Annotated in this window: 19 protein-coding genes and 5 tRNA genes; 13 read left to right on the top strand and 11 right to left on the bottom strand. The window is 50.9% G+C overall.

All coding sequences use genetic code 11. The annotated features are described in order from the left end of the window. The first annotated feature begins 182 nt into the window (after nt 1-182). Complete coding sequence (ypdK, locus tag A1WG_RS24070; protein WP_010723117.1) at nt 183-254, top strand: membrane protein YpdK; 72 nt, start codon at nt 183-185, stop codon at nt 252-254. A gap of 63 nt (nt 255-317) precedes the next feature. On the opposite strand, the gene alaC is transcribed toward ypdK, so the two are convergent. Continuing rightward, complete coding sequence (alaC, locus tag A1WG_RS19055) at nt 318-1,556, bottom strand: alanine transaminase (RefSeq protein ID WP_000785926.1); 1,239 nt, start codon at nt 1,554-1,556, stop codon at nt 318-320. 376 nt (nt 1,557-1,932) lie between these two features. On the opposite strand from alaC, the gene ypdA reads away from it, so the two are divergent. Genes ypdA through A1WG_RS19040 form a run of 3 tightly spaced genes read left to right on the top strand, consistent with a single transcriptional unit; the run spans nt 1,933 to nt 5,250 of the window. Further along, nucleotides 1,933-3,630 carry a two-component system sensor histidine kinase YpdA gene (gene ypdA / locus A1WG_RS19050; RefSeq protein WP_000544386.1) on the top strand — a complete coding sequence of 566 codons (1,698 nt, stop codon included), beginning with the start codon at nt 1,933-1,935 and terminating at the stop codon, nt 3,628-3,630. A gap of 14 nt (nt 3,631-3,644) precedes the next feature. Next, nucleotides 3,645-4,379 carry a two-component system response regulator YpdB gene (ypdB, locus tag A1WG_RS19045; RefSeq protein WP_001516812.1) on the top strand — a complete coding sequence of 245 codons (735 nt, stop codon included), beginning with the start codon at nt 3,645-3,647 and terminating at the stop codon, nt 4,377-4,379. Between the two features lie 13 nt (nt 4,380-4,392). Continuing rightward, nucleotides 4,393-5,250: an AraC family transcriptional regulator gene (locus A1WG_RS19040; protein ID WP_001516813.1), complete on the top strand. Its 858-nt coding sequence runs from the start codon at nt 4,393-4,395 to the stop codon at nt 5,248-5,250. 2 nt (nt 5,251-5,252) lie between these two features. On the opposite strand, the gene ptsP is transcribed toward A1WG_RS19040, so the two are convergent. From ptsP to glk, 6 genes are all read right to left on the bottom strand, one after another. Further along, nucleotides 5,253-7,748, bottom strand: a complete 2,496-nt coding sequence (gene ptsP / locus A1WG_RS19035; RefSeq protein WP_001516814.1) for a phosphoenolpyruvate--protein phosphotransferase — start codon at nt 7,746-7,748, stop codon at nt 5,253-5,255. A gap of 24 nt (nt 7,749-7,772) precedes the next feature. Then, complete coding sequence (gene ypdE / locus A1WG_RS19030; RefSeq protein ID WP_001516815.1) at nt 7,773-8,810, bottom strand: aminopeptidase; 1,038 nt, start codon at nt 8,808-8,810, stop codon at nt 7,773-7,775. Next, complete coding sequence (gene ypdF, locus A1WG_RS19025) at nt 8,810-9,895, bottom strand: aminopeptidase (protein WP_001516816.1); 1,086 nt, start codon at nt 9,893-9,895, stop codon at nt 8,810-8,812. Before ypdF ends, ypdE begins: the two co-directional genes overlap by 1 nt. Before the next feature lie 14 nt (nt 9,896-9,909). Continuing rightward, nucleotides 9,910-11,157, bottom strand: coding sequence for a PTS fructose transporter subunit IIC (locus tag A1WG_RS19020; protein ID WP_001516817.1), 1,248 nt, complete (start codon nt 11,155-11,157; stop codon nt 9,910-9,912). Between the two features lie 20 nt (nt 11,158-11,177). After that, nucleotides 11,178-11,504: a PTS fructose transporter subunit IIB gene (locus A1WG_RS19015; RefSeq protein ID WP_000038452.1), complete on the bottom strand. Its 327-nt coding sequence runs from the start codon at nt 11,502-11,504 to the stop codon at nt 11,178-11,180. A gap of 218 nt (nt 11,505-11,722) precedes the next feature. Then, nucleotides 11,723-12,688: a glucokinase gene (glk, locus tag A1WG_RS19010; protein ID WP_000170363.1), complete on the bottom strand. Its 966-nt coding sequence runs from the start codon at nt 12,686-12,688 to the stop codon at nt 11,723-11,725. A gap of 203 nt (nt 12,689-12,891) precedes the next feature. Between glk and A1WG_RS19005 the strand changes: the two genes are divergently transcribed. Both A1WG_RS19005 and ypeC read left to right on the top strand, forming a co-directional pair. Continuing rightward, nucleotides 12,892-14,148: an ion channel protein gene (locus tag A1WG_RS19005; RefSeq protein ID WP_000903162.1), complete on the top strand. Its 1,257-nt coding sequence runs from the start codon at nt 12,892-12,894 to the stop codon at nt 14,146-14,148. Nucleotides 14,149-14,262: 114 nt separating this feature from the next. After that, nucleotides 14,263-14,589 carry a DUF2502 domain-containing protein YpeC gene (gene ypeC, locus A1WG_RS19000; protein ID WP_000490087.1) on the top strand — a complete coding sequence of 109 codons (327 nt, stop codon included), beginning with the start codon at nt 14,263-14,265 and terminating at the stop codon, nt 14,587-14,589. Nucleotides 14,590-14,731: 142 nt separating this feature from the next. Here the strand turns inward: ypeC and A1WG_RS18995 are convergent, their stop codons facing one another. Next, a complete protein-coding gene (locus A1WG_RS18995; protein ID WP_000186376.1) occupies nt 14,732-15,970 on the bottom strand; it encodes an Nramp family divalent metal transporter in 1,239 nt (412 codons plus the stop codon). A 338-nt stretch (nt 15,971-16,308) separates the two neighbouring features. On the opposite strand from A1WG_RS18995, the gene nupC reads away from it, so the two are divergent. Next, on the top strand, nt 16,309-17,511 hold the full coding sequence (gene nupC, locus A1WG_RS18990) for a nucleoside permease NupC (RefSeq protein ID WP_001516818.1): 1,203 nt from the start codon (nt 16,309-16,311) through the stop codon (nt 17,509-17,511). Nucleotides 17,512-17,564: 53 nt separating this feature from the next. Here nupC and A1WG_RS18985 read toward each other — a convergent pair whose 3' ends face one another. Together A1WG_RS18985 and A1WG_RS18980 are read right to left on the bottom strand one after the other, a co-directional pair. Then, nucleotides 17,565-19,754: a bifunctional diguanylate cyclase/phosphodiesterase gene (locus A1WG_RS18985; RefSeq protein WP_001516819.1), complete on the bottom strand. Its 2,190-nt coding sequence runs from the start codon at nt 19,752-19,754 to the stop codon at nt 17,565-17,567. 207 nt (nt 19,755-19,961) lie between these two features. Then, a tRNA-Ala gene (locus tag A1WG_RS18980) sits at nt 19,962-20,037 on the bottom strand. 220 nt (nt 20,038-20,257) lie between these two features. On the opposite strand from A1WG_RS18980, the gene A1WG_RS18975 reads away from it, so the two are divergent. Continuing rightward, entirely contained in the window at nt 20,258-20,617 is a 360-nt protein-coding gene (locus tag A1WG_RS18975; RefSeq protein ID WP_000472019.1) for a YfeC-like transcriptional regulator, read from the top strand. A 1-nt stretch (nt 20,618) separates the two neighbouring features. Next, on the top strand, nt 20,619-21,011 hold the full coding sequence (locus A1WG_RS18970; protein ID WP_024191900.1) for a MerR family transcriptional regulator: 393 nt from the start codon (nt 20,619-20,621) through the stop codon (nt 21,009-21,011). Between the two features lie 57 nt (nt 21,012-21,068). On the opposite strand, the gene gltX is transcribed toward A1WG_RS18970, so the two are convergent. Beyond that, a complete protein-coding gene (gltX, locus tag A1WG_RS18965) occupies nt 21,069-22,484 on the bottom strand; it encodes a glutamate--tRNA ligase (protein ID WP_001516821.1) in 1,416 nt (471 codons plus the stop codon). A 258-nt stretch (nt 22,485-22,742) separates the two neighbouring features. On the opposite strand from gltX, the gene A1WG_RS18960 reads away from it, so the two are divergent. From A1WG_RS18960 to A1WG_RS18945, 4 genes are all read left to right on the top strand, one after another. Continuing rightward, nucleotides 22,743-22,818, top strand: a tRNA-Val gene (locus tag A1WG_RS18960). 44 nt (nt 22,819-22,862) lie between these two features. Then, nucleotides 22,863-22,938, top strand: a tRNA-Val gene (locus A1WG_RS18955). A gap of 46 nt (nt 22,939-22,984) precedes the next feature. Beyond that, a tRNA-Val gene (locus A1WG_RS18950) sits at nt 22,985-23,060 on the top strand. Nucleotides 23,061-23,064: 4 nt separating this feature from the next. After that, nucleotides 23,065-23,140: transfer RNA gene (locus A1WG_RS18945), tRNA-Lys, on the top strand. Nucleotides 23,141-23,194: the final 54 nt, after the last annotated feature.

Here is a 23,194-nt window from a genome sequence, read left to right on the forward strand (position 1 = left end):
CTTGTTTCAATTTAGTTTTAGGCGTACATTAGCGCCGTCTCGAGCAAATCAGCTCAGAATTCTGGGATGATGCCCACGGCAAAGCTGAGGACTTTTAAGGTCGTTTTGCCCGGTGTCAACTCACTGTACCAGATGTAGTGAAGTCATTCAGGCGTAACAGTAATTACGCGGAGAGATGTAAAGTGAAATATTTCTTTATGGGCATTTCTTTTATGGTCATCGTTTGGGCCGGTACTTTTGCCCTGATGATCTAAAAGCAAACTGTGCAATGAAAAACAGGAGCCGTCTGGCTCCTGTTTGCTTTTCTGAGAATACATTTATTCGCCGTTTTCGTGAATATGTTTACTGCTGGCTGGCAGTAAGCCATCAGCGCGGAACATTGCTTTGATGCCTCTGACAGCCTGACGAATGCGGTCACGGTTTTCAATTAACGCAAAGCGTACATGGGTGTCACCGTAGTCACCAAAACCGATACCCGGCGAGACGCAAACCTTCGCTTCATTGAGCAGCTTTTTGGCAAATTCCAGAGAGCCCATCGCTGCATATGGTTCCGGGATTTTTGCCCAAACATACATTGAGGCTTTCGGTATTTCGACCATCCAGCCCGCTTCATGCAGCCCTTTTACCAGCACATCGCGACGGCGCTTATACTGTTCGGCAATGTCGCGCACACACTGCTGATCGCCTTCCAGCGCCGCAATAGCCGCCACCTGCAACGGTGTAAAGGTGCCGTAATCGTGATAGCTTTTGATGCGTGCCAACGCGCTGACCAGCGTTTTGTTGCCAACCATAAAGCCGATACGCCAGCCTGCCATGTTGTAACTTTTCGACAGCGTAAAGAACTCGACCGCTACGTCGCGTGCGCCCGGAACCTGCATAATTGACGGCGCTTTCCAGCCATCGTAGACGATATCGGCATAAGCCAGGTCATGAACCACCAGCACATCGTAGCGTTTCGCCAGTGCAACAACCTTTTCGAAGAACTCCAGTTCCACGCATTGCGCGGTTGGGTTCGACGGGAAGCCGAGGATCATCATCTTCGGTTTCGGATAACTCTCGCGAATAGCACGTTCCAGTTCATTGAAAAAATCAACACCCTCCACCAGCGGTACTGAACGTACCTGCGCCCCGGCAATCACCGCACCATAGATATGAATCGGGTAGCTGGGATTAGGCACCAGCACCGTGTCACCGTGATCCAGCGTCGCCAGCATCAGGTGCGCCAGCCCCTCTTTCGAGCCAATGGTGACGATGGCTTCTGATTCCGGGTCGATTTCAACGTCGTAGCGATCCTGATACCAGCGAGAAATGGCGCGACGTAACCGTGGAATGCCGCGTGAAGTGGAGTAACCGTGCGTATCCGGGCGCTGTGCTACAGTGCATAACTTTTCAACAATATGCGGCGGAGTTGCGCCGTCAGGGTTACCCATACTGAAATCGATAATATCTTCGCCGCGCCGACGCGCAGCCATTTTCAGTTCAGCGGTAATGTTAAAAACGTAAGGCGGGAGACGATCAATACGCGTAAAGCGACGTTCAGGGCGAGTGTCAGCCATAATTTCCTCAGATTAACGTGAGCGCCCGGACCGTCCGAGCGACGCTACCACGATAGGTGGCTGTTTTGAAAATAGCCTGAATAAAATCTGTCTGTCGAGCGTTTTAGCAAAAAAATTTTTGCTGCCATAAAAGAGGAACATCAGTAATAAAACAGGAAATTCTCACCTTTTCCCAAGAAAACGCCACCACATTAATTAACATTATAATTTCAATAAATTTACCAACCTGATGTGCATTATCAAGATATGTATTGCCAATGCACCATTTACCTGACAATCCCCTTTTAAATTTGTGGTTTTTCCTCAAAAATGGTCTGCTGGTCATCAGCCATCAGGTTACCTATCATAGAGGTTTAATCCTTATCCAGAGTTACCCGTGCACGAAATATTCAACATGCTGCTGGCGGTCTTCGATCGGGCAGCGTTAATGCTTATCTGCCTGTTCTTCCTTATTCGTATCCGCCTGTTTCGCGAGTTGTTACACAAGTCGGCGCACTCACCAAAAGAGTTGCTTGCCGTTACCGCCATTTTCTCGTTGTTCGCCCTGTTCAGCACCTGGTCCGGCGTGCCGGTGGAAGGCTCACTGGTTAACGTGCGTATTATTGCGGTAATGTCAGGCGGGATTTTATTTGGCCCGTGGGTGGGCATCATTACCGGCGTAATAGCCGGGATTCACCGCTATCTTATTGATATTGGAGGCGTGACGGCGATCCCCTGCTTTATCACCAGTATTCTGGCGGGCTGTATTTCTGGCTGGATTAACCTGAAAATCCCCAAAGCGCAGCGTTGGCGCGTCGGTATTCTGGGCGGTATGCTCTGCGAAACACTAACCATGATTCTGGTGATTGTCTGGGCACCAACCACCGAGCTGGGGCTGGATATCGTCTCCAAAATCGGGATTCCGATGATCCTCGGCAGTGTCTGTATCGGCTTTATTGTACTGCTGGTGCAAAGCGTTGAAGGCGAAAAAGAGGCCAGCGCTGCGCGGCAGGCCAAGCTGGCGCTGGATATTGCCAATAAAACCCTGCCGCTGTTTCGTCACGTGAATAGCGAATCGTTACGTAAAGTCTGTGAAATTATCCGTGACGACATTCACGCCGACGCGGTGGCAATTACCAATACCGAGCATGTACTGGCCTATGTCGGTGTGGGCGAGCATAACTACCAGAATGGCGATGACTTCATTAGCCCAACGACGCGTCAGGCGATGAATTATGGGAAAATCATCATTAAAAACAATGATGAAGCCCACCGCACACCGGAAATCCACTCGATGCTGGTGATCCCATTGTGGGAGAAAGGCGTTGTGACCGGAACGCTGAAAATTTACTACTGCCACGCGCACCAGATTACGTCCTCATTACAGGAGATGGCGGTAGGACTGTCGCAAATTATCTCCACCCAACTGGAGGTTTCCCGTGCCGAGCAGTTACGTGAAATGGCAAATAAGGCAGAGCTTCGCGCCCTGCAAAGTAAAATTAATCCCCATTTCCTGTTTAACGCACTGAACGCAATCTCCTCATCGATTCGTCTGAATCCAGATACCGCTCGCCAGTTGATCTTTAATCTGTCGCGTTATCTGCGCTATAACATTGAATTAAAAGACGATGAGCAAATCGATATTAAAAAAGAGCTATATCAAATCAAAGACTATATCGCCATTGAGCAGGCCCGCTTTGGTGACAAGCTGACGGTTATCTATGATATTGATGAAGAGGTGAATTGCTGTATTCCCAGCCTGCTGATTCAGCCGTTGGTGGAGAACGCCATTGTCCACGGCATTCAACCCTGTAAAGGAAAAGGTGTTGTAACTATTAGCGTCGCAGAGTGCGGTAATCGGGTCCGCATTGCGGTCAGAGATACCGGGCATGGCATCGATCCACAAGTGATTGAACGAGTCGAAGCGAACGAAATGCCAGGTAATAAAATAGGCCTGTTGAATGTGCATCATCGCGTGAAGTTATTGTATGGCGAGGGGCTGCATATCCGCCGTCTGGAACCCGGAACGGAAATTGCGTTTTACATTCCTAACCAACGCACCCCTGTCGCCTCACAGGCTACGTTATTGCTTTGAGCCGGAGTGATATTGTGAAAGTCATCATTGTTGAAGACGAATTCCTGGCGCAACAGGAACTGAGCTGGCTAATTAAAGAGCATAGCCAGATGGAGATTGTCGGCACCTTTGACGACGGTCTGGACGTGTTGAAGTTTTTGCAACATAACCGCGTCGACGCCATTTTTCTGGATATCAATATTCCGTCGCTGGATGGCGTGCTGCTGGCGCAAAACATCAGCCAGTTCGCCCATAAACCGTTTATTGTGTTTATCACCGCGTGGAAAGAACATGCGGTAGAAGCGTTTGAACTGGAGGCGTTTGACTACATTCTCAAACCGTATCAGGAATCACGCATCACCGGGATGCTACAAAAACTGGAAGCGGCCTGGCAGCAACAGCAAACCAGCAGTACGCCTGCGGTAACAGTAACGCGGGAGAATGACACCATTAATCTGGTGAAAGATGAGCGAATTATCGTCACGCCAATTAATGATATCTATTACGCCGAAGCGCACGAAAAAATGACCTTTGTCTATACGCGGCGTGAATCCTACGTGATGCCGATGAACATCACCGAGTTTTGCAGCAAATTGCCGCCGTCGCATTTTTTCCGCTGCCATCGCTCATTTTGTGTCAATCTGAACAAAATCCGCGAAATCGAACCGTGGTTTAATAACACCTACATTCTGCGACTGAAAGATCTGGATTTTGAAGTGCCTGTCAGCCGCAGCAAAGTTAAAGAATTCAGACAATTAATGCATCTATAAATCGGGGATATCCATGAAAGCAACAGGCTTGCCCGCCGATCAACAATTTTTCGCAGATCTGTTCAGCGGCCTGGTGCTTAACCCACAGCGACTGGGGCGCGTCTGGTTTGCCAGCCAGCCCGCCTCGTTGCCGGTAGGCAGTTTATGTATTGATTTCCCCCGGCTGGATATTGTGCTGCGCGGCGAATACGGCAATCAACTGGCAGCAAAACAGCAACACATGGTGGAAGGGGAAATACTGTTTATTCCGGCGCGCGCGGCTAATTTACCGGTCAACAACAAACCTGTTATGTTGTTAAGCCTGGTGTTTGCACCAACATGGCTGGGGTTGTCGTTTTACGATAGCCGCACCACCACACTGTTACATCCGGTTCGCCAGCTCCAGCTTCCCAGCCTGCAACGCGGTGAAGGTGAAGCAATACTCACCGCCCTCACCCATCTCAGCCGTTCGCCGCTGGAGCAGAATATCATTCAACCGTTGGTACTCAGTTTGCTGCATCTTTGCCGCAACGTGGTAAATATGCCGCCGGGTCATTCGCAGCCGCGCGGCGATTTTCTCTATCACAGCATTTGTAACTGGGTTCAGGATAATTATGCCCAGCCGCTCACCCGCGAGAATGTGGCGCAGTTTTTTAATATCACGCCAAATCACCTGTCAAAACTGTTTGCGCTGCATGGGACGATGCGATTTATCGAATATGTGCGTTGGGTGCGGATGGCGAAGGCGAGGATGATTTTGCAGAAATACCACCTGTCAATTCATGAAGTAGCACAACGCTGCGGCTTTCCGGATAGCGACTATTTTTGTCGCGTCTTCCGGCGTCAGTTTGGTCTGACGCCAGGAGAGTACAGCGCCCGTTTTCAGGGCTAAATTTAAAAAGTTAGCTCTGTTTCGAGCAGTGTCAGAATACTTTGAGCATCTTTGGCGGCAAACAGCGATTGGCGGAAGTTTTTATTCACCAGTTTGCGCGCCAGTTGCGAAAAGACTTTCACATGGTTCATTCCTTCGCTAGCGCCCAGCGTCAACATGATCACCAGTTCGACATCGCCCATCTCTGACTGCCAGTCGACAGGTTTCACCAGGCGGGCAATACTGATACTGGAATGGCGGATCCACTGAGATTTGGTGTGCGGGATCGCCACGCCAAAACCAACGCCAGTGGTGACAATCTCCTCACGCTGCCAGACATCTTCTTCCAGCTCGAACGGATGCTCAGTACGCCCGTTAACGCCAAGGTTGCCGCACAGGAACTGAATAGCCTGCTCTTTATTGCTAAAAGTCTGATCAACGAAGATATTCTCCAGCGCCAGCAGCGGACGAACGTCTTCTTGCGGTGTAAACGCAGTGAGTAACGCTTCAATTTCCTGCGCGCTGCGGCACTCGCACGCCTGACGCGCCAGTTCCTGACACGCCTCGCTATCCAGTTGCCGAAGCTGGTTTTTCACCGCCGGAATGCGTGGGCTACTCATACTTAACTCATCCAGACCCAGCCCAAGCAGTAGCGGCAGATAGCGGCTTTCGCCACCCAGCTCCCCGCAAATTCCCACCCATTTGCCCCGCTGATGCGCAGTGGTAATGATCTGCCGCAACATGCGCAGGAACGATGGCGTAATCGGGTTATACAGCGGCGATACGCGCGGATTATTACGATCGACCGCATACAAATACTGGGTCATATCGTTGGAGCCGATACTGAAGAAATCGACCTCATCACAGAAGTGGTCGATGATGTAACACACCGACGGCACTTCCACCATGATCCCAAGCGGGATCGATTCTGCATGGCGCAGGCCATCGCGTTTAAGCTCAACGATTGCCTTCTGGATCTCACTCTTTACCCATAAGATCTGATCGAGGCTGTGCACCATTGGGATCATCAACTGAGCGTTGCCAAAACTGGCAGCACGCAAAATAGCCCGCAGTTGAGTGCGGAACAGACCAGCAAATTCCGGGTAAATACGTACCGCACGATAGCCGAGGAACGGGTTCTCTTCCTGGGGAATGTTGAGGTAAGGAATGCTTTTATCGCCGCCGATGTCCATCGTACGGAAGATAATCGGCTTTTCGCCCGCTGCCAGTAACACCTGCTGGTAGGCTTCAAACTGTTCCTGCTCGTCCGGCGCACTATCGCGATCCATATACAGCATTTCGGTACGGAACAGCCCGACGCCTTCCGCGCCGTTAGCAAACGCGCCAGGTGCTTCCAGAGCAGTGCCAATATTCGCAGCAATATCAATACGCTTGTGATCGCGGGAGTACGCCTGTTGCGCAGCGGCAAGTGCTTGTTGCTGCTGACGTTTATCCGCCAGCGTCTGTGCCACCTGGTAATAACCACTCACCGCGCCATCAGGATTAATCGCCAGCACGCCGCACTGGGCATCAAGCACCGCCGGTTGTCCGGCATAGCGTGCTATCGCATCCAGCGGCAGGCCGCTAAGAACGGGGATCATCGAAGCACGTGCCAGAATCAGGGTATGCGAGGTGCGCCCGGTTTTCTCCAGAATCATGCCCGCGAGATTTTTTAGATCAAGGCTCAAAAACTGGCTTGGCGTTAAATCCTCAGCAACCAGAATGGTCGGTTTTTCAAGCACCAGATTATTGCGTGGCTTCAGCTCCGGCCAGGTGATATGCAACAACTGTTCGCTGATATCGCGGATATCGCTGACCCGCTCACGCAGGTAATCGCTGGCAGAGGCAGAAAGTTTGTCGCAAACCTGTTCCATATTACTGATGATCGCCGCGCCCAGCCCCTGATGCTGTTCAGCCATCAGCCGACGGATATTGCCTGAAAACTCGTCATCCTGAATCAGTGACAAATGGGCGCTGAGAATAGTTTTGCTTTCGCCGTCACGCTCACGCAGTTGCTGGTTCAGTTGCTCGGCAAGCGTTGCCAGGCTGTGTTCCAGTCGGGTGGAATCTTGTGCACAGGCGGGGATCACGCGATAACTGTCGAGATTATCGCTCTGTAATAAGGTCAGTGTACCAACGCCGATACCGCTCGCCAGCACATTTCCATACAACAAATCTGGATTCAGGCGGCTTAATGAACGCGGTAACGGATGTGCCATCAGCTCTGCCTGCGTCGGCTGGACGCTGTCGCTGTCGATAAAGCGCACCTGGATATATTCTTCCAGCACGCGCCGCGCCTGCTCTTCATCGCTGCCGCTAATGTTCAGGCTGCAACTGTCATTAAATAAGGTTCCGGTGCCAATCAGTGCCAGCGAGCTTTTTGCATCGGCCTTCGCATTCTGGCGATGGTTGATGAAGGTCACTGCACTTTGCCACTGGCTGCACTGTTCTTTAAGTTCCCACGCCGGGCGAGCATGAAGACCGTTAGGCAAAGGGCAAAGAAATTGAATCGTTAACATAACCGCTCCGGGTTAATCAGGAGATCATCTGAAATCCGTCAGTTGAACAACGGTCTCACGCGTAATACGTTGAATAAGTGCAGATAAAAGTTGCTGCATCTGCAAAATGTCGCGGCAATCGGCAATCGACGCGGCACAATGGCCGTGGCGGGTGGCAGGGCCCATCACCACTGTGGGTATGCCTGTGCCGGTTAAGTGAATCGCTCCACCGTCCGTGCCGCCGTTGCTGAGCATATCCGCCTGCAACGGCACACCAATTTCTGCCGCCACGCTTTCAATCCACGCGATGAATTTTGGCGGCGCAATCAGCGATTTATCACTTAACACCAGCATCGGGCCGTTACCAATCTGGCGATGGTTAGCCGCGCCATAATCAAAGTTTTTCGCCCAGCAGGCGGTATCCAGCACAATGGCGACGTCCGGCGACACTGCGCGGGTGGCGGTTTGCCCGCCGCGTAAGCCAACCTCTTCGCTGGAACTGGCCACCAGCCAGACTTCCACAGGGAGTTCGGCGTCGTGCAGCTCGCGCAGTAAAGTCACCAGCAGGTAGCAACCGAGGCGGTCATCAAAGGCTTTGCCCATTACCCGTTGGTGAGGGAGAACCTGAAAAGTGGTATCGAAGGTGACGCGATCGCCCGGACGAACTCCCGCCTGCATGACTTCGTCATAAGAACGTGCGCCAATGTCCACGCGCATTGCGCTAACGTCATTTCCCTGCCTTTCGCCATCGAGCAGGCCTGGAATTTTGCATTCTTCACGGGTGGTGATCCGCACCGGCTGAAGCTGGCGGGCGGCCATGCGCACATTACCAACCGGCAGCACGTCGATAGCACCCTCACAGGAGATGCTGCGTACCATAAATCCCACTTCGTCCATATGCGCGCAGATCATCACCTTCGGACCTGTCGATTCATTGAGGCGGATCAGCACCGATCCCAGACCATCAAAACGGACCTTTTTTTGCAGGCGATCCGCTTCCTCCAGCAGGATCTGCCGCACTTCCTGTTCCGAGGAGGCGATCGCATCTGCCTCACTCAACGCTTTTAATAGCGATAAATCCATTATGCCTCTCCCGTGAGCAACACTGTTTTCGGCATGGCGTACAGCACTTCTGCGCCTTGCGGGGTAACCAGCACGACATCTTCGATGCGCACGCCCCCTTGCCCTGGCAAATAAATCCCCGGCTCCACGGTCAGTAACATGCCTGGCAGGAGCATCGTGGTGTCCCGCGGTGAAAAGCGCGGATCTTCATGCACTTCAATACCGATGGCGTGACCGGTGTTATGACCGAAATACTCGCCATAACCAGCCTCGGTAATCACCCGACGCGCGGCGTCGTCAACCTGCTGACAACGCACACCGGGGCGAATCGCAGAGATTGCCGCCAGTTGCGCCTGCAGGACAATCTGATACACGTTAAACAGCGGGTGAGATTCGGCGCTCACCCCTTCGCCATTCACCAGAAAGGTGCGCGTCATATCAGAACAGTAGCCCTGATACAGCGCACCGAAATCGAGAGTGACAAACTCGCCCGCGGCAACAATCTTGTCGCTGGCCTTGCCGTGCGGTAGCGCCCCACGCCAGCCACTGGCAACAATGGTGTCAAAAGAGGCTTTTTCCGCGCCCTGCTGGCGCATAAACCACTCCAGTTCAGCGGCTATCTCACGCTCGCTCATCCCCGCCTGTATAAACCGGCGGATATGTTGCGCACCGCGATCGGCAATCCCACAGGCGATGCGGATTTTCTCTACCTCCTCCGGCATTTTGATTTGCCGCAGTACGTCCGGCGTGGCGCTGACCAACGTTGCATTGAGTTCAGTCTGCCAGCGATGTGCGCTTTCCCAACTCACCTGCTGGCTTTCAAAACCAAGCGTTTGCAGTTGCTCATCGGCAATGAGCTGATTGACGATGGTTGCAAGCGTCTGCGCCGCATCGAGTAAATGTAGCTGGTAGCCTTGCGCACGGGCTTCCACATCCGCGTAATAGCGTGAGTCCACCAGAATGTGCGCGCTCTCACGGCTAATCACCACATAGCCTGATCCGGTGGAGAGTCCCAGATGTGGCTGCTTGTTCTGCCGTGAAGAGAGAAGCACCGCATCAAGCTGTTGTTCCGCAAGCCAATCGCGCAGCGAAGCGAGTAATGTCATCAGGATTGTCCTTCTTACAGGCTATCGATTAACAATTTGCCTTTGCGGAACATCATCAGACGCAGGAACACCACCATCAGCGCAGTGATGATTGCCCCCAACGCGATCCCCGCCATATAGACGCCGAGGTTAGTAACCAGCGGCCATGCCCAGATAGCAGATTCCGGGAACCACTGCACTGCACCCAGCCAGACAGCGGCGGTGGAACCAACAATCGCACCTACCATATAGGACGGAATGGCGGTGATGGGACTTTCCAGCGCGAACGGAATAGCACCTTCACTGATACCCATAAACGCAAGGAACATGGCGGTTTTGCCCTGTGGATAAAGCTGGGCGTTGAACAGGCGTTTGCCGGTTAAACGACGGTCGATAATGGTCGCCAGGCCCAGACCAATCGGCGGAATAACAATAGCGATAGAACGCGCGGTGACGGGTAGTACGTGGTCTGTCGTAAAGCTGAAGGCAACGAAACCTGCCGCTTTGTTGATTGGCCCCCCCAGGTCAATTGCCGTTGCTGCGGCAATTCCCATTGCGTACATCAGCGCGCCTTTTTCACCTGCTGCCGTCAACATGGCGCGAATGCCACCGTTGATCCAGCCACCAAACGGCGTGATCACGTAATACATCGCCAGCATGACAAAAATGGCGGAAAGAATTGGTAATAAAAAAGTGGTTTTGAACGCTAACAGGAAATCCGGCATCTGGATTTTCTGGTTCATCCATTTCACGAGGTAACCCGCGACAATAGAAATAATCAGCGCGCCAATGAAGGTGGACGGCACGGGCGAAGAGGTCGCCCACTGCATGGTGCTGGGGTCAAAATTCAGCAGTTGCGTGGGCTGGGTAGACATCAACCCGCCGATAAACCCTGCCGGGAATGCCAGTTTGCCACCAATGGAGTTAGCCACAAAGGCGGCGAACATCGGAATGGCAAAGCCAAATAGCACGCCGCCAAACGACTGCGACAGCCAGGCAAATTTCAGTAACGAGAGGTCGAAACCGGTAAATTTCCCACTATTGAGCGCATCCATAATGCCAATGTCAGCGGGAATTTTCAGCCAGCTATAAGCAATCAACTGGCTGAAAGCGAGGATCACACCGCCCATAATTAAGGTCGGCACCATGCGTGAAATCCCTGACATCACGTGCTGCGGGAGTTCACCCCAGAAGCTGCTTTTAGAGGCCTGCGGATTCTTAACTGCCGCTGCCGCACCGGATGCGCCAGGCACAACGGTTGCACTGCGTTTTTTAATGGCCATAACAATATCCCTGTAAAAAATTACGCCTGTTCAGCGGCAATCATCTCTTCGATTTCTTTGATGATGCCCGCAGCGTTTTTAATTGCGTCCTGCAAAGTGATTTCATAAACATCGCGTGACTCAAAACGTTCGTTATCTTCCGGGGTAACCGCCACGGAGTGGATGATGATGGTCGCCTCTGCGATATCTTGCGCCGTAAGACGGTTCTGGATGCCATCTGCGCCCTGGGTTTCAATTTTCACTTCATAGCCTGCTTCTACCGCCGCTTCTTCCAGCGCCTGGGCAGCCATAAAGGTGTGCGCCAGCCCCATCGGGCAAGCACACAGGGCAATCAGTTTCTTACTCATCGTTATTTCCTCGCTTGGTTATAGTTAGCAAGTGAAATTATGAACGTGCAAAACAAATCGCTGTTACCAGACAAATAATGCTTTTACTGGATAATTAATCCCGTTATACGGAAGTGTGACGCAGGTCGGCCTTGTGATGAAACACAAAGAAAAATCTAATTAACTCTATGATTTAAATGACTATCGGGAGAGATTCCTCCCGATATGACAGGAAGGTTTTACAGGATGTGGCCTAAGGTCTGGCGTAGATGTGCGCCCGAACCGAGAAGTCCCGGATTGTCATGGACGATGAGATAAACCGGAATATCATGGACATATTCTTTAAAGCGGCCTTTGTCTTCAAAAGCGGCGCGGAAACCAGAAGCTTTGAAGAACTCGAGGAAACGCGGCACGATACCGCCTGCAATATACACACCGCCAAATGTCCCGAGATTGAGCGCCAGATTGCCGCCAAAACGTCCCATTATGACGCAAAACAGCGACAATGCCCGACGACAATCGGTGCAACTGTCGGCCAGTGCACGTTCGGTAATATCTTTCGGCTTGAGATTTTCCGGCAGGCGGTTATCGGCTTTCACAATCGCACGATACAGATTCACCAGCCCAGGGCCAGAAAGCACGCGCTCCGCCGAGACATGGCCAATTTCCGCACGCAGTATTTCGAGGATAATGGCCTCTTCTTCGCTATTTGGCGCAAAATCAACGTGACCGCCCTCACCCGGCAGGCTGATCCAGCGTTTATCTACATGGACCAGATGCGCAACCCCAAGCCCTGTTCCGGCACCGTACACCGCGATTGGTTTACCTTCTACTGGTTCTGCTCCGCCAAACTGGATCAGGTGCTCTTTTTTCAGCATCGGGATCGCCATCGAAACCGCCGTAAAATCATTGATAATTTCCAGATGGCTAAAACCGAGGCTCTTTTTCATTTCAGCAATCGAAAATGCCCAGGTGTGGTTGGTCATTGCCACCCAGTCACCGGTGATTGGGCAAGCGATGGCAATACAGCCGTCTTTCACCTCAACCTTATGTTCTTCGAGATAAACGCGAATGACCGCTTCCAGGCTGGGATAATCAAGCCCTGAATAGGTTTTAGCCTGCGAGATTTCGCCACTGGCAATATCACACAGGGCAAGACGTGCGTTGGTGCCGCCCACATCACCGACTAATGCATACTTTGTCATTCTTCTACTGCTCCGCTAAAGTCAAAAGAATTCTTTCTCACACTGTAAATACCTGGGGGCATAACAACAACGCCGGAAAGGCTGGCTCCCTGTAAATATCGATCTGGGTCACACAATTACTTTATCGTTTCAGCACCAATTGCAGCGATGCCTTTATGCAAGCTGGGCAAACTAAGTATCTGATCCCGCATAAGGAATAGAACATGCTCCATCCGCGAGCCAGAACCATGTTGTTATTATCGCTTCCCGCAGTGGCAATTGGGATTGCGTCCAGTCTTATTCTGATTGTAGTGATGAAAATCGCCTCGGTATTACAGAGTTTGCTCTGGCAACGACTACCGGAAAGTCTGGGGTTAGCTCAGGACTCACCGCTGTGGATCATCGGAATATTAACGCTGACAGGGATCGCGGTAGGACTGGTTATCCGTTTCAGCCAGGGTCATGCCGGGCCAGATCCGGCCAGTGAACCACTGATCGGCGCACCGGTTCCCCCCTCTGCGCTACCGGGACTGATCCTGGCATTAATTCTCGGTCTTGCTGGTGGCGTCAGCCTCGGGCCGGAACATCCGATCATGACCGTTAATATCGCTCTCGCAGTGGCGATTGGCACTCGTCTGTTACCACGAGTTCACCGGATGGAGTGGACTATTTTAGCCTCAGCCGGAACTATCGGCGCGCTGTTTGGTACACCTGTTGCGGCAGCGTTGATATTTTCGCAAACCTTAAATGGCAGTAATGAAGTCCCGCTATGGGATCGGCTCTTTGCACCGTTAATGGCGGCGGCGACTGGTGCTCTGACCACAAGTCTATTTTTTCATCCTCATTTTTCGCTACCCATTGCGCATTACGAACAGATGCAGATGACCGACATCATCAGCGGTGCCATTGTGGCGACGATTGCCATCGCTGCGGGGATGGTTGCTGTGTGGTGTCTGCCACGGTTGCACGCGATGATGCATCAGATTAAAAACCCAGTACTCATGCTGGGAGTTGGCGGTTTTATGCTGGGTATTCTGGGCGTCATCGGCGGACCTGTCTCACTGTTTAAAGGACTGGATGAGATGCAGCAAATGGTGATGAATCAGGCTTTGAGCGCCAGCGATTACTTTTTGCTGGCGCTCATTAAACTTGCCGCCCTGGTTATTGCCGCCGCCAGCGGATTTCGTGGTGGGCGAATCTTCCCGGCCGTGTTTGTTGGCGTAGCGTTAGGGTTGATGCTGCATGAACATGTTCCCGCAGTCCCGGCGGCGATTACCGTTTCCTGCGCTATTCTCGGCATAGTACTGGTGGTGACGCGCGATGGCTGGTTAAGTCTGTTTATGGCGGCGGTCGTTGTACCTGATACCACTTTGCTACCGCTGCTTTGTATCGTCATGCTTCCGGCGTGGCTATTGCTGGCAGGTAAACCAATGATGATTGTGAATCGCCCGAAGCAACAGCCCCCCCACGATAAGCTTTAACAAAAAATGCTCTCCCTCACGATTTAAGAGTTATGGCGATGAAACGGGGCTTTACCTCCCCGTAATATTGCGTTAACAGGCCGCTGACGGCTTCGATCGTGAAGGAGAATAACAATGTTCAGGTCACTGTTTCTGGCGGCCGCCCTGATGGTATTTACCCCACTTGCGGCAAACGCAGGTGAAATTACCCTACTGCCATCGATAAAATTACAAATTGGCGATCGCGATCATTACGGTAATTATTGGGACGGTGGTCACTGGCGCGACCGTGATTACTGGCACCGTAATTACGAATGGCGTAAAAACCGCTGGTGGCGTCACGATAATGGCTACCACCGTGGCTGGGATAAGCGTAAAGCGTATGAACGAGGCTACCGCGAAGGCTGGCGCGACCGTGATGATCATCGCGGAAAAGGTCGTGGACATGGGCACCGTCATTAAACACATTCGCCAATGGAGTACGATGCCTGATGCGACGCTGGCGCGTCTTATCAGGCCCACAAACCCGCGCCATTAAACACGTAGGGCGGATAAGGTGTTTACGCCGCATCCGCCAGTGGCACCACATGCGACGCCAGTTGAACTACAACCCCAGTGCCGTTCCCACCAGCAGCCAGATATTCAACGCGACCACCAGTACTACAATCACCCAACCGGTTTGTTTAACCCATTTGCTGTTAACCAGATCGCCCATCAACTTACTGTCACTGGTGAAAATCAACAGTGGCACCAGCGCCAGGGCAATACCAAAACTTAGCAGCACCTGACTCATGACCAGAATCCGCGTCGGATCCAGCCCCATCAGAATAACAATAAAAGATGGCAACATGGTCACGGTACGGCGCACCCACAGCGGAATATGGAAGCGAATGAATCCCTGCATCACTACCTGCCCCGCCAATGTTCCCACCACCGTTGACGAAAGCCCCGCCGCCACCAGACTTAAACCAAAGACCGTCGCGGCAGCATTGCTTAACAGCGGTTGCAGCGTCAGGTAGGCTTCGTCAAGATCAGCGACCCCCGTATGACCGGAAAAATGGAACGCGGCGGCAGCCGTTGCCATCATCGCCAGATTAACAAAACCGGCAATAGTCATGGCAATAGCCACATCCCATTTGGTGGCGGAATAACGTTGTTGACGCGAACCACCATGTAAATGCTGAGTGAGCGAAGAGTGCAAATAAATCACGTGCGGCATAATCGTCGCCCCTAACACGCCAGCCGCCAGGAAGACCGCCTCCGAGGTTGGTAAACTCGGAATCACCATCCCTTTACTCAACTGCGCCAGGTTAGGCTGAGAGAAAATCAGCTCGACAATGTAAGCCGCGGCAACAAACAGCAGTAGCCCGCCAATCACTTTCTCCAGCGGTTTTTGCCCGCGACGTTGCAGCATTAAAATCAGGAAAGTCGCGATACCCGTCAGCACCGCCCCCTGCAACAACGAAACACCAAGAATCAGTTTGAAACCGATCGCTGCGCCAATAAATTCCGCCAGGTCGGTCGCCATCGCAATAATTTCCGCCTGAACCCAATAGAACCACACTACGGGGCGCGGGTAGTGATCGCGGATTTGCTCTGCCAGATTTTTACCGGTGGCTATCCCCAGTTTGGCTGAAAGAATCTGAATCAGCATCGCCATCAGGTTCGCCCAGACAACAACCCATAGCAGTTGATAGCCGAAGCTGGCTCCCGCCTGAATATTGGTCGCAAAGTTACCGGGATCGATATAACCAATCGCTGCAATGAACGCAGGTCCCATTAATGCGAGCCTCATCTTGCGCGCCGCCCGTCCACTGCTACTCTCAACGCGATAGTTTGTCATCTTGTTGTGCCTCTAAAACATAGCCTTTGCTATGTTTCATGCTATGCTAAACGAGAATGATTATCAAATTCATTTAATTGGATTAGGGTGATTTCTCTGATAGGCCAGGATTATGACTACGAAAAGATTGATGAGTTAAATGTTATGATTATGTTTAATGTTAGCACATTTACATAACTTTCAGCTTCCATACACAACATAGCAGAAATGTATAACAGCTCACTATTTTTGAAGCTTGTCACAGGACATCATTATAGTGTGTGTCAGATCTCGTTTTCCTTAACCATGTTACATAGAATGTGCACGGAAACTTAACCTGCCTCATATTTGGAGCAAATATGGACCGCGTCCTTCATTTTGTACTGGCACTAGCCGTTGTTGCGATTCTCGCATTGCTGGCAAGCAGCGACCGCAAAAAAATTCGTATCCGTTATATAATTCAACTGCTTGTTATCGAAGTGTTACTGGCGTGGTTCTTCCTGAACTCTGACGTTGGTCTGGGCTTCGTGAAAGGCTTCTCCGAAATGTTTGAAAAACTGCTCGGGTTTGCCAACGAAGGTACTAACTTTGTCTTTGGTAGCATGAATGATCAAGGCCTGGCGTTCTTCTTCCTGAAAGTGCTGTGCCCAATCGTCTTTATCTCTGCATTGATCGGTATTCTCCAGCACATTCGCGTGTTGCCGGTGATTATCCGCGCGATTGGCTTCCTGCTTTCCAAAGTCAACGGAATGGGCAAGCTGGAATCTTTTAACGCCGTCAGCTCCCTGATTCTGGGTCAGTCCGAGAACTTTATCGCCTATAAAGATATCCTCGGCAAAATCTCCCGTAATCGTATGTACACTATGGCAGCCACGGCGATGTCCACCGTGTCGATGTCCATCGTTGGCGCATACATGACGATGCTGGAACCGAAATACGTGGTTGCAGCGCTGGTACTGAACATGTTCAGCACCTTTATCGTACTGTCGCTGATCAACCCGTACCGTGTTGATGCCAGCGAAGAAAACATTCAGATGTCCAACCTGCACGAAGGTCAGAGCTTCTTCGAAATGCTGGGTGAGTACATTCTGGCGGGCTTCAAAGTAGCCATTATCGTTGCAGCAATGCTAATCGGCTTTATCGCCTTGATCGCAGCACTGAACGCCCTGTTTGCTACCGTGACTGGCTGGTTTGGCTACAGCATCTCCTTCCAGGGCATCCTGGGCTACATCTTCTATCCGATTGCATGGGTGATGGGTGTTCCTTCCAGTGAAGCACTGCAAGTAGGCAGCATCATGGCGACCAAACTGGTTTCCAACGAATTCGTTGCGATGATGGATCTGCAGAAAATTGCCTCTACGCTCTCTCCGCGTGCTGAAGGCATCATCTCTGTGTTCCTGGTATCCTTCGCTAACTTCTCTTCTATCGGGATTATCGCGGGCGCGGTTAAAGGTCTGAACGAAGAGCAAGGTAACGTGGTTTCTCGTTTCGGTCTGAAACTGGTTTATGGTTCTACGCTGGTGAGTGTGCTTTCTGCATCAATCGCAGCACTGGTGCTGTAAGGCAATCCATTAAAAAAGCCGGGGATTATTTATCCCCGGCTTTTTTATCCCTGCTAATCAACTAATGGCTGCGGGCGACCAATTAAATATCCTTGCAGATATTGCACCCCAAGTTTATGCAATAGCGCTTGCTGCTGTTGCGTCTCTACAAACTCTGCAACCACACTTAACGACTTCGCTTTCGCCAGATCGGTAATCGAGCGCACAATCATCGCATCCAGCGTGTTCGTGACGATATCTTTCACAAAGACGCCATCAATCTTGATGATATCGGCCTTCAAACGTTTTAACCGCTCGTAGTTGGCATAGCCAGTGCCAAAGTCATCAATCGCAATACGGAAGCCAAATTTATGCAGTTGTTCAATGTTATACATACTGCTTTCTGCGTTAGAAAACGCCTGCTCCTCGGTGATTTCGAGAATGACAGCCTCCGGGGAGATGTGATAACGCTTAAACAGGCGAATAATCCGTCCGGCGATATTTTTTTGTAGCAGAGTGAGCGGCATTAAATTTACCGAATATCGCGGTCCTTTTTTGTCACAAGGGTGAGTTGCCAGCCACTTCAACAGGGATTCCAGCACCTGCAAATCGAAACGCGCGCTTAGGTTAAACTGGGCGATAAGTGGCAGAAATTTATCCGGCGTCATAATGCCGCCGTCATATTTCAGACGAGCAAGGATCTCATCATAGCCTTGTCCCTCTTTGTTACGAATGGGCTGGGCGTAGAGAAGCAAATCACCATTATCTAATGCTTTACGAATGGTGTTCAGCAATAGCACCTGTTTGGTAGTCTGCCCGGACGCCATCTCCTCTCGATTATCCAACGCCAGAACGTGATGATGAACGCAGGATTGTTCCGCCAGCCAGCTTAACTGCCCCAGCATGGGCTGCAGGGTTTCCTGATTACCATCAAAACGCCCCCAGGCCGCGCCGTAGCCCATATCCAGGCCGGTGTTGTTCCAGTGAATCTGCCGACTATTGAGGACATTAACCATATGCTGGAGCCGCCCTTCCGTTTCCGGCCCGGTCAGTACCAGCAGCAATTCACTGCCCGGTAGTTGATACAACTTTTCGTTTTCCTGCATCAACGGTAGCAGTGTACGGTAAATTGAGCGGATGCAATGAACGCGCATCACCAGACCGTAATGACGACTCATAAACTCAAGATTATCAATACGCAGGCAGCAAAAACTCTTTCCGGCCTCTTGCTCTTGCGATTGCTCCAACGCGCGAAAGTTGGGTAATAGCGTTAAAGGGTCGGTCAGCGCCTGCAAATGCCAGCGACGGTTAAGCCATTCACTACGATAATAAATGCGCACCATGTAGAGCAGGCAAACGCTAAAAGAAATCAGTACCGCCAGAATAAATGCCAGCGAATATTCTGTTTCCACCCCTTGTAAAAAGTTCTGGTTGTAATTCAGGAGGAAAAGAGTCGAGACAGCCCAGGTGAGATTTAAAAACGGATAGCGAAGCTTACCGACACCAAGAGTAAAGATGATAAAGAAAACGGGCACCAGATAACCGGCAATGAAGTCGTTTTCATAAGGCGTACACATCAGAAGTAGCAGCACGGTAAGAACAGCAAGCCAGCTTAAGGTAAATGCACGTTTCTCTTTGTTCAGTGACGGTGCGATATCTCTGCGCCACAATATCTGCGCAAAGTGGGGACTTACAATCATGCGAGTGAGATAGTAAAAGAACATGTTGTAAATCAACACCGCAGTGAAAAGGCTAAGCAAATCAACGACCGTGAAAATAGCATCTGCATCCCCGAAAAATGTCGATATTTTTAGCGGGAAATCAAAGAAGTTGCCTACAAGATACATGCTGCATTTGATGCCGATCGGCGTCACCAAACCAAGCCAGAAGAGACGTTGCCAGACGTTTCGGGTGGTCAAGCCATAACGCCAACGCGTTCCCAACTGCCAGCGTAATATTGCACAAGCACACAACACAGCGAAAGTCTGGCTGCCAAGCATGACAGCGGTTTGCAAAAATGAGAGATGAAAATTCCACAGATTAGTGCAAAACATCCCGCATAAAACGGGAACGACACCACGCCAGCCAAAGATGAACACTATTGACAGCATTACGCACAGAGGCATCCACGCCAGAAAGATATAACTGGAATGGATAACTGCAAGTGGCGAAATAAAACGAGATAGCTGAATAAGTACCACGGTGAGCGTAAACGCCAGTGTGAATATCTTGATATTTTTTATCAGGTTATGCTCCACAAACATGAGTACACTACTCTCACTGATCGGGTTTTTCAGGCACACAAATAATAAGTTTATTCGCATCGCGAAGCAAACAGGGGCCGGCCTGCTGCTGTTTTTTTGTCCAGTGATGTTTTCACCAGGCGGCGCTAACCCGGGCGTAGACTGTATTACAAAAGCGGCAAAAAGCAGAGACAAAAAACCCCCGCTTCGCAGCGAGGGTTTGAAATTTGGTGGAGCTAAGCGGGATCGAACCGCTGACCTCTTGCATGCCATGCAAGCGCTCTCCCAGCTGAGCTATAGCCCCGTCACGTAAAGCTTGTCGAGTTGACGGGCGGCATCATATGAATTCCGCCCTTATGTGTCAACGGCAAATTGCAGCACCTGGTTTCAATCGCTGAAAAATCAGGCAAATGAACATTTTTGGATTACGTCTCGCATTCAGTAGTTATTCATATCACGGTTTCCTGTAAATTGATGCTATAAAATGAACACTTAATAGACCCACAACTATTCAGGGAATTGTTATGTTCAAGGAGAGGATGACGCCAGATGAACTTGCCAGACTGACCGGTTATAGCCGCCAGACCATTAATAAATGGGTACGCAAGGAAGGCTGGACGACATCACCAAAACCAGGCGTCCAGGGTGGCAAGGCCCGACTGGTACACATCAATGAACAGGTTCGTGAATATATTCGCAATGCAGAACGCCCACAGTGTCAGGGAGAAATACCCGCTCTGTCTGGCGATGCGCCGCTTGAAGTGCTGTTAGCGACGCTGGCGAAAGAGATGACGGCAACTGAACAAAAACAGTTTACATCCTTGCTTCTGCGGGAAGGGATTATCGGGTTATTACAACGCTTAGGGATTCGCAACAGCAAATAATATGAAAAGATTACGCAATAAAATGACCACCGAAGAACTGGCGGAATGCCTCGGCGTGGCTAAACAAACCGTTAACCGCTGGATTAGAGAAAAAGGCTGGAAAACGGAAAAATTTCCCGGCGTGAAGGGCGGCCGTGCCAGACTTATTCTGATCGATACGCAGGTTTGCGAGTTTATTCAAAACACACCGGCCTTCCATAACACGCCGGTTTTTCTCGAGGCCGAAGAACCTCTTGCTGAATACGCACCTGGTATGCGAACTCCGGCTTACCGGCAAATAATCAGCGCGATAGACAATATGACTCATAGTGAGCAAGAAAAAGTTGCGCAGTTTTTATCGCGTGAAGGGATTCGCAATTTCCTTGCCCGTCTCAACATTGACGAATCAGCATAAATAATAAGTAAAAAACGGCAGGATATTATCTCCTGCCGTTTATCTTTTAAGTATTAATTACTGCTGGTTTTCGCGTTCAGCAATAAATGCCAGCGCTTTATTGATGCGCTCAATGCTGCGTGCTTTGCCAATTGCGTGAACCGTAACATCCAGCGCCGGAGACTGGCCCGCACCGGTAACAGCTACGCGCAGCGGCATACCGACTTTTCCCATACCCACTTCCAGCTCATCCGCTGTTGCCTGAATAGCGTGGTGAACATTTTCAGCCGTCCAGTCAGTAATTGCAGACAGTTTGTCACGTACCACTTCCAGCGGCTGGCGAGCGACCGGGCGCAGATGTTTTTTCGCTGCATCAGCATCAAACTCGGCAAAATCTTCGTAGAAATAACGGCAACTTTGTGCCATCTCTTTCAGGGTTTTGCAGCGTTCACCCAGCAGTTTCACCAGTTCCGCCAGTTGCGGGCCGTTGCGGGTATCAATATTTTCCTGCTCGATATGCCACTGTAAATGAGTAGCGACATACTCCGGCGGCAACGCGTTAATGTAATGATGGTTTAGCCACAGCAGTTTGTCTGTGTTAAACGCACTGGCAGATTTGCTAACCGCGTTCAGGGTGAAGTATTTGATCATTTCTTCACGGGTGAAGATTTCCTGATCGCCGTGGGACCAGCCCAGACGTACCAGATAGTTCAGCAACGCTTCTGGCAGGTAACCATCGTCGCGATACTGCATTACGCTGACCGCACCGTGGCGTTTGGACAGTTTTTTACCGTCATCACCGTTGATCATAGAAACGTGCGCGTAAACAGGTACTGGCGCTTTCAGGGCTTTCAGAATGTTGATCTGACGCGGTGTATTGTTGATATGGTCTTCACCACGGATTACGTGGGTGATTTCCATATCCCAGTCATCAACAACCACACAGAAGTTATAGGTCGGAGAACCATCGGTACGGCGGATAATCAGATCATCCAGCTCCTGGTTACTGAACTCGATCGGACCACGGATCTGATCGTCAAAAACAACGGAACCTTCCTGCGGATTAGCAAAACGCACGACGCACGGTTCATCATCAGCATGATGTTCATGACTGTGGCGGCAGCGACCGTCATAACGCGGCTTCTCGCCTTTTGCCATCTGCTCTTCACGCAGTGCTTCCAGACGCTCTTTAGAGCAGTAGCATTTATAGGCCGTCCCCTCTTCCAGCATCTGATCGATAACCGCGTTATAGCGATCAAAACGTTTGGTCTGGAAGTACGGACCTTCATCCCACTCCAGACTCAGCCAGTTCATGCCATCCATAATGGCTTCGATAGCTTCCGGCGTGGAACGCTCAAGATCGGTGTCTTCAATACGCAGCACAAACTCACCACCGTGGTTACGTGCAAAAAGCCAGGAGTAAAGAGCAGTACGCGCGCCGCCAACGTGCAGATAGCCTGTTGGGCTTGGCGCGAAGCGAGTTTTGATTTTCATGAAATGGCCTTACGTTTAGAAAGATGCCGACAACCGGCAAATCCTGGAAAAATTGAGTGGGCGATATTCTATCACTCCAGCCTGATTCCTCAATGTAGTTCGGGTTGCTACATGATGCATTATTGTTTTCGTTGAGAAATTGCGCAACACGGTCTGTTTTGCGATCATCCTGCTTAAATTTACGACGAACGAACAATTTCTTTGGAAAAGGCGTTGACTCATTTTGAACTCTCCCTATAATGCGACTCCACACAGCGGGGGTGATTAGCTCAGCTGGGAGAGCACCTCCCTTACAAGGAGGGGGTCGGCGGTTCGATCCCGTCATCACCCACCAACTACTTTATGTAGTCTCCGCCGTGTAGCAAGAAATTGAGAAATGGGTGATTAGCTCAGCTGGGAGAGCACCTCCCTTACAAGGAGGGGGTCGGCGGTTCGATCCCGTCATCACCCACCACTTTCTCGCCAGCTAAATTTCTTGTAAAAATGTGAAGTACCGAAGTGGGTGATTAGCTCAGCTGGGAGAGCACCTCCCTTACAAGGAGGGGGTCGGCGGTTCGATCCCGTCATCACCCACCACTTCGGGTCGTTAGCTCAGTTGGTAGAGCAGTTGACTTTTAATCAATTGGTCGCAGGTTCGAATCCTGCACGACCCACCAATGTAAAAAAGCGCCCTAAAGGCGCTTTTTTGCTATCTGTGATTTGCGAAATTG

The sequence above is a fragment of the Escherichia sp. KTE96 genome (genome assembly GCF_000408525.1).
GTDB lineage: Bacteria > Pseudomonadota > Gammaproteobacteria > Enterobacterales > Enterobacteriaceae > Escherichia > Escherichia marmotae.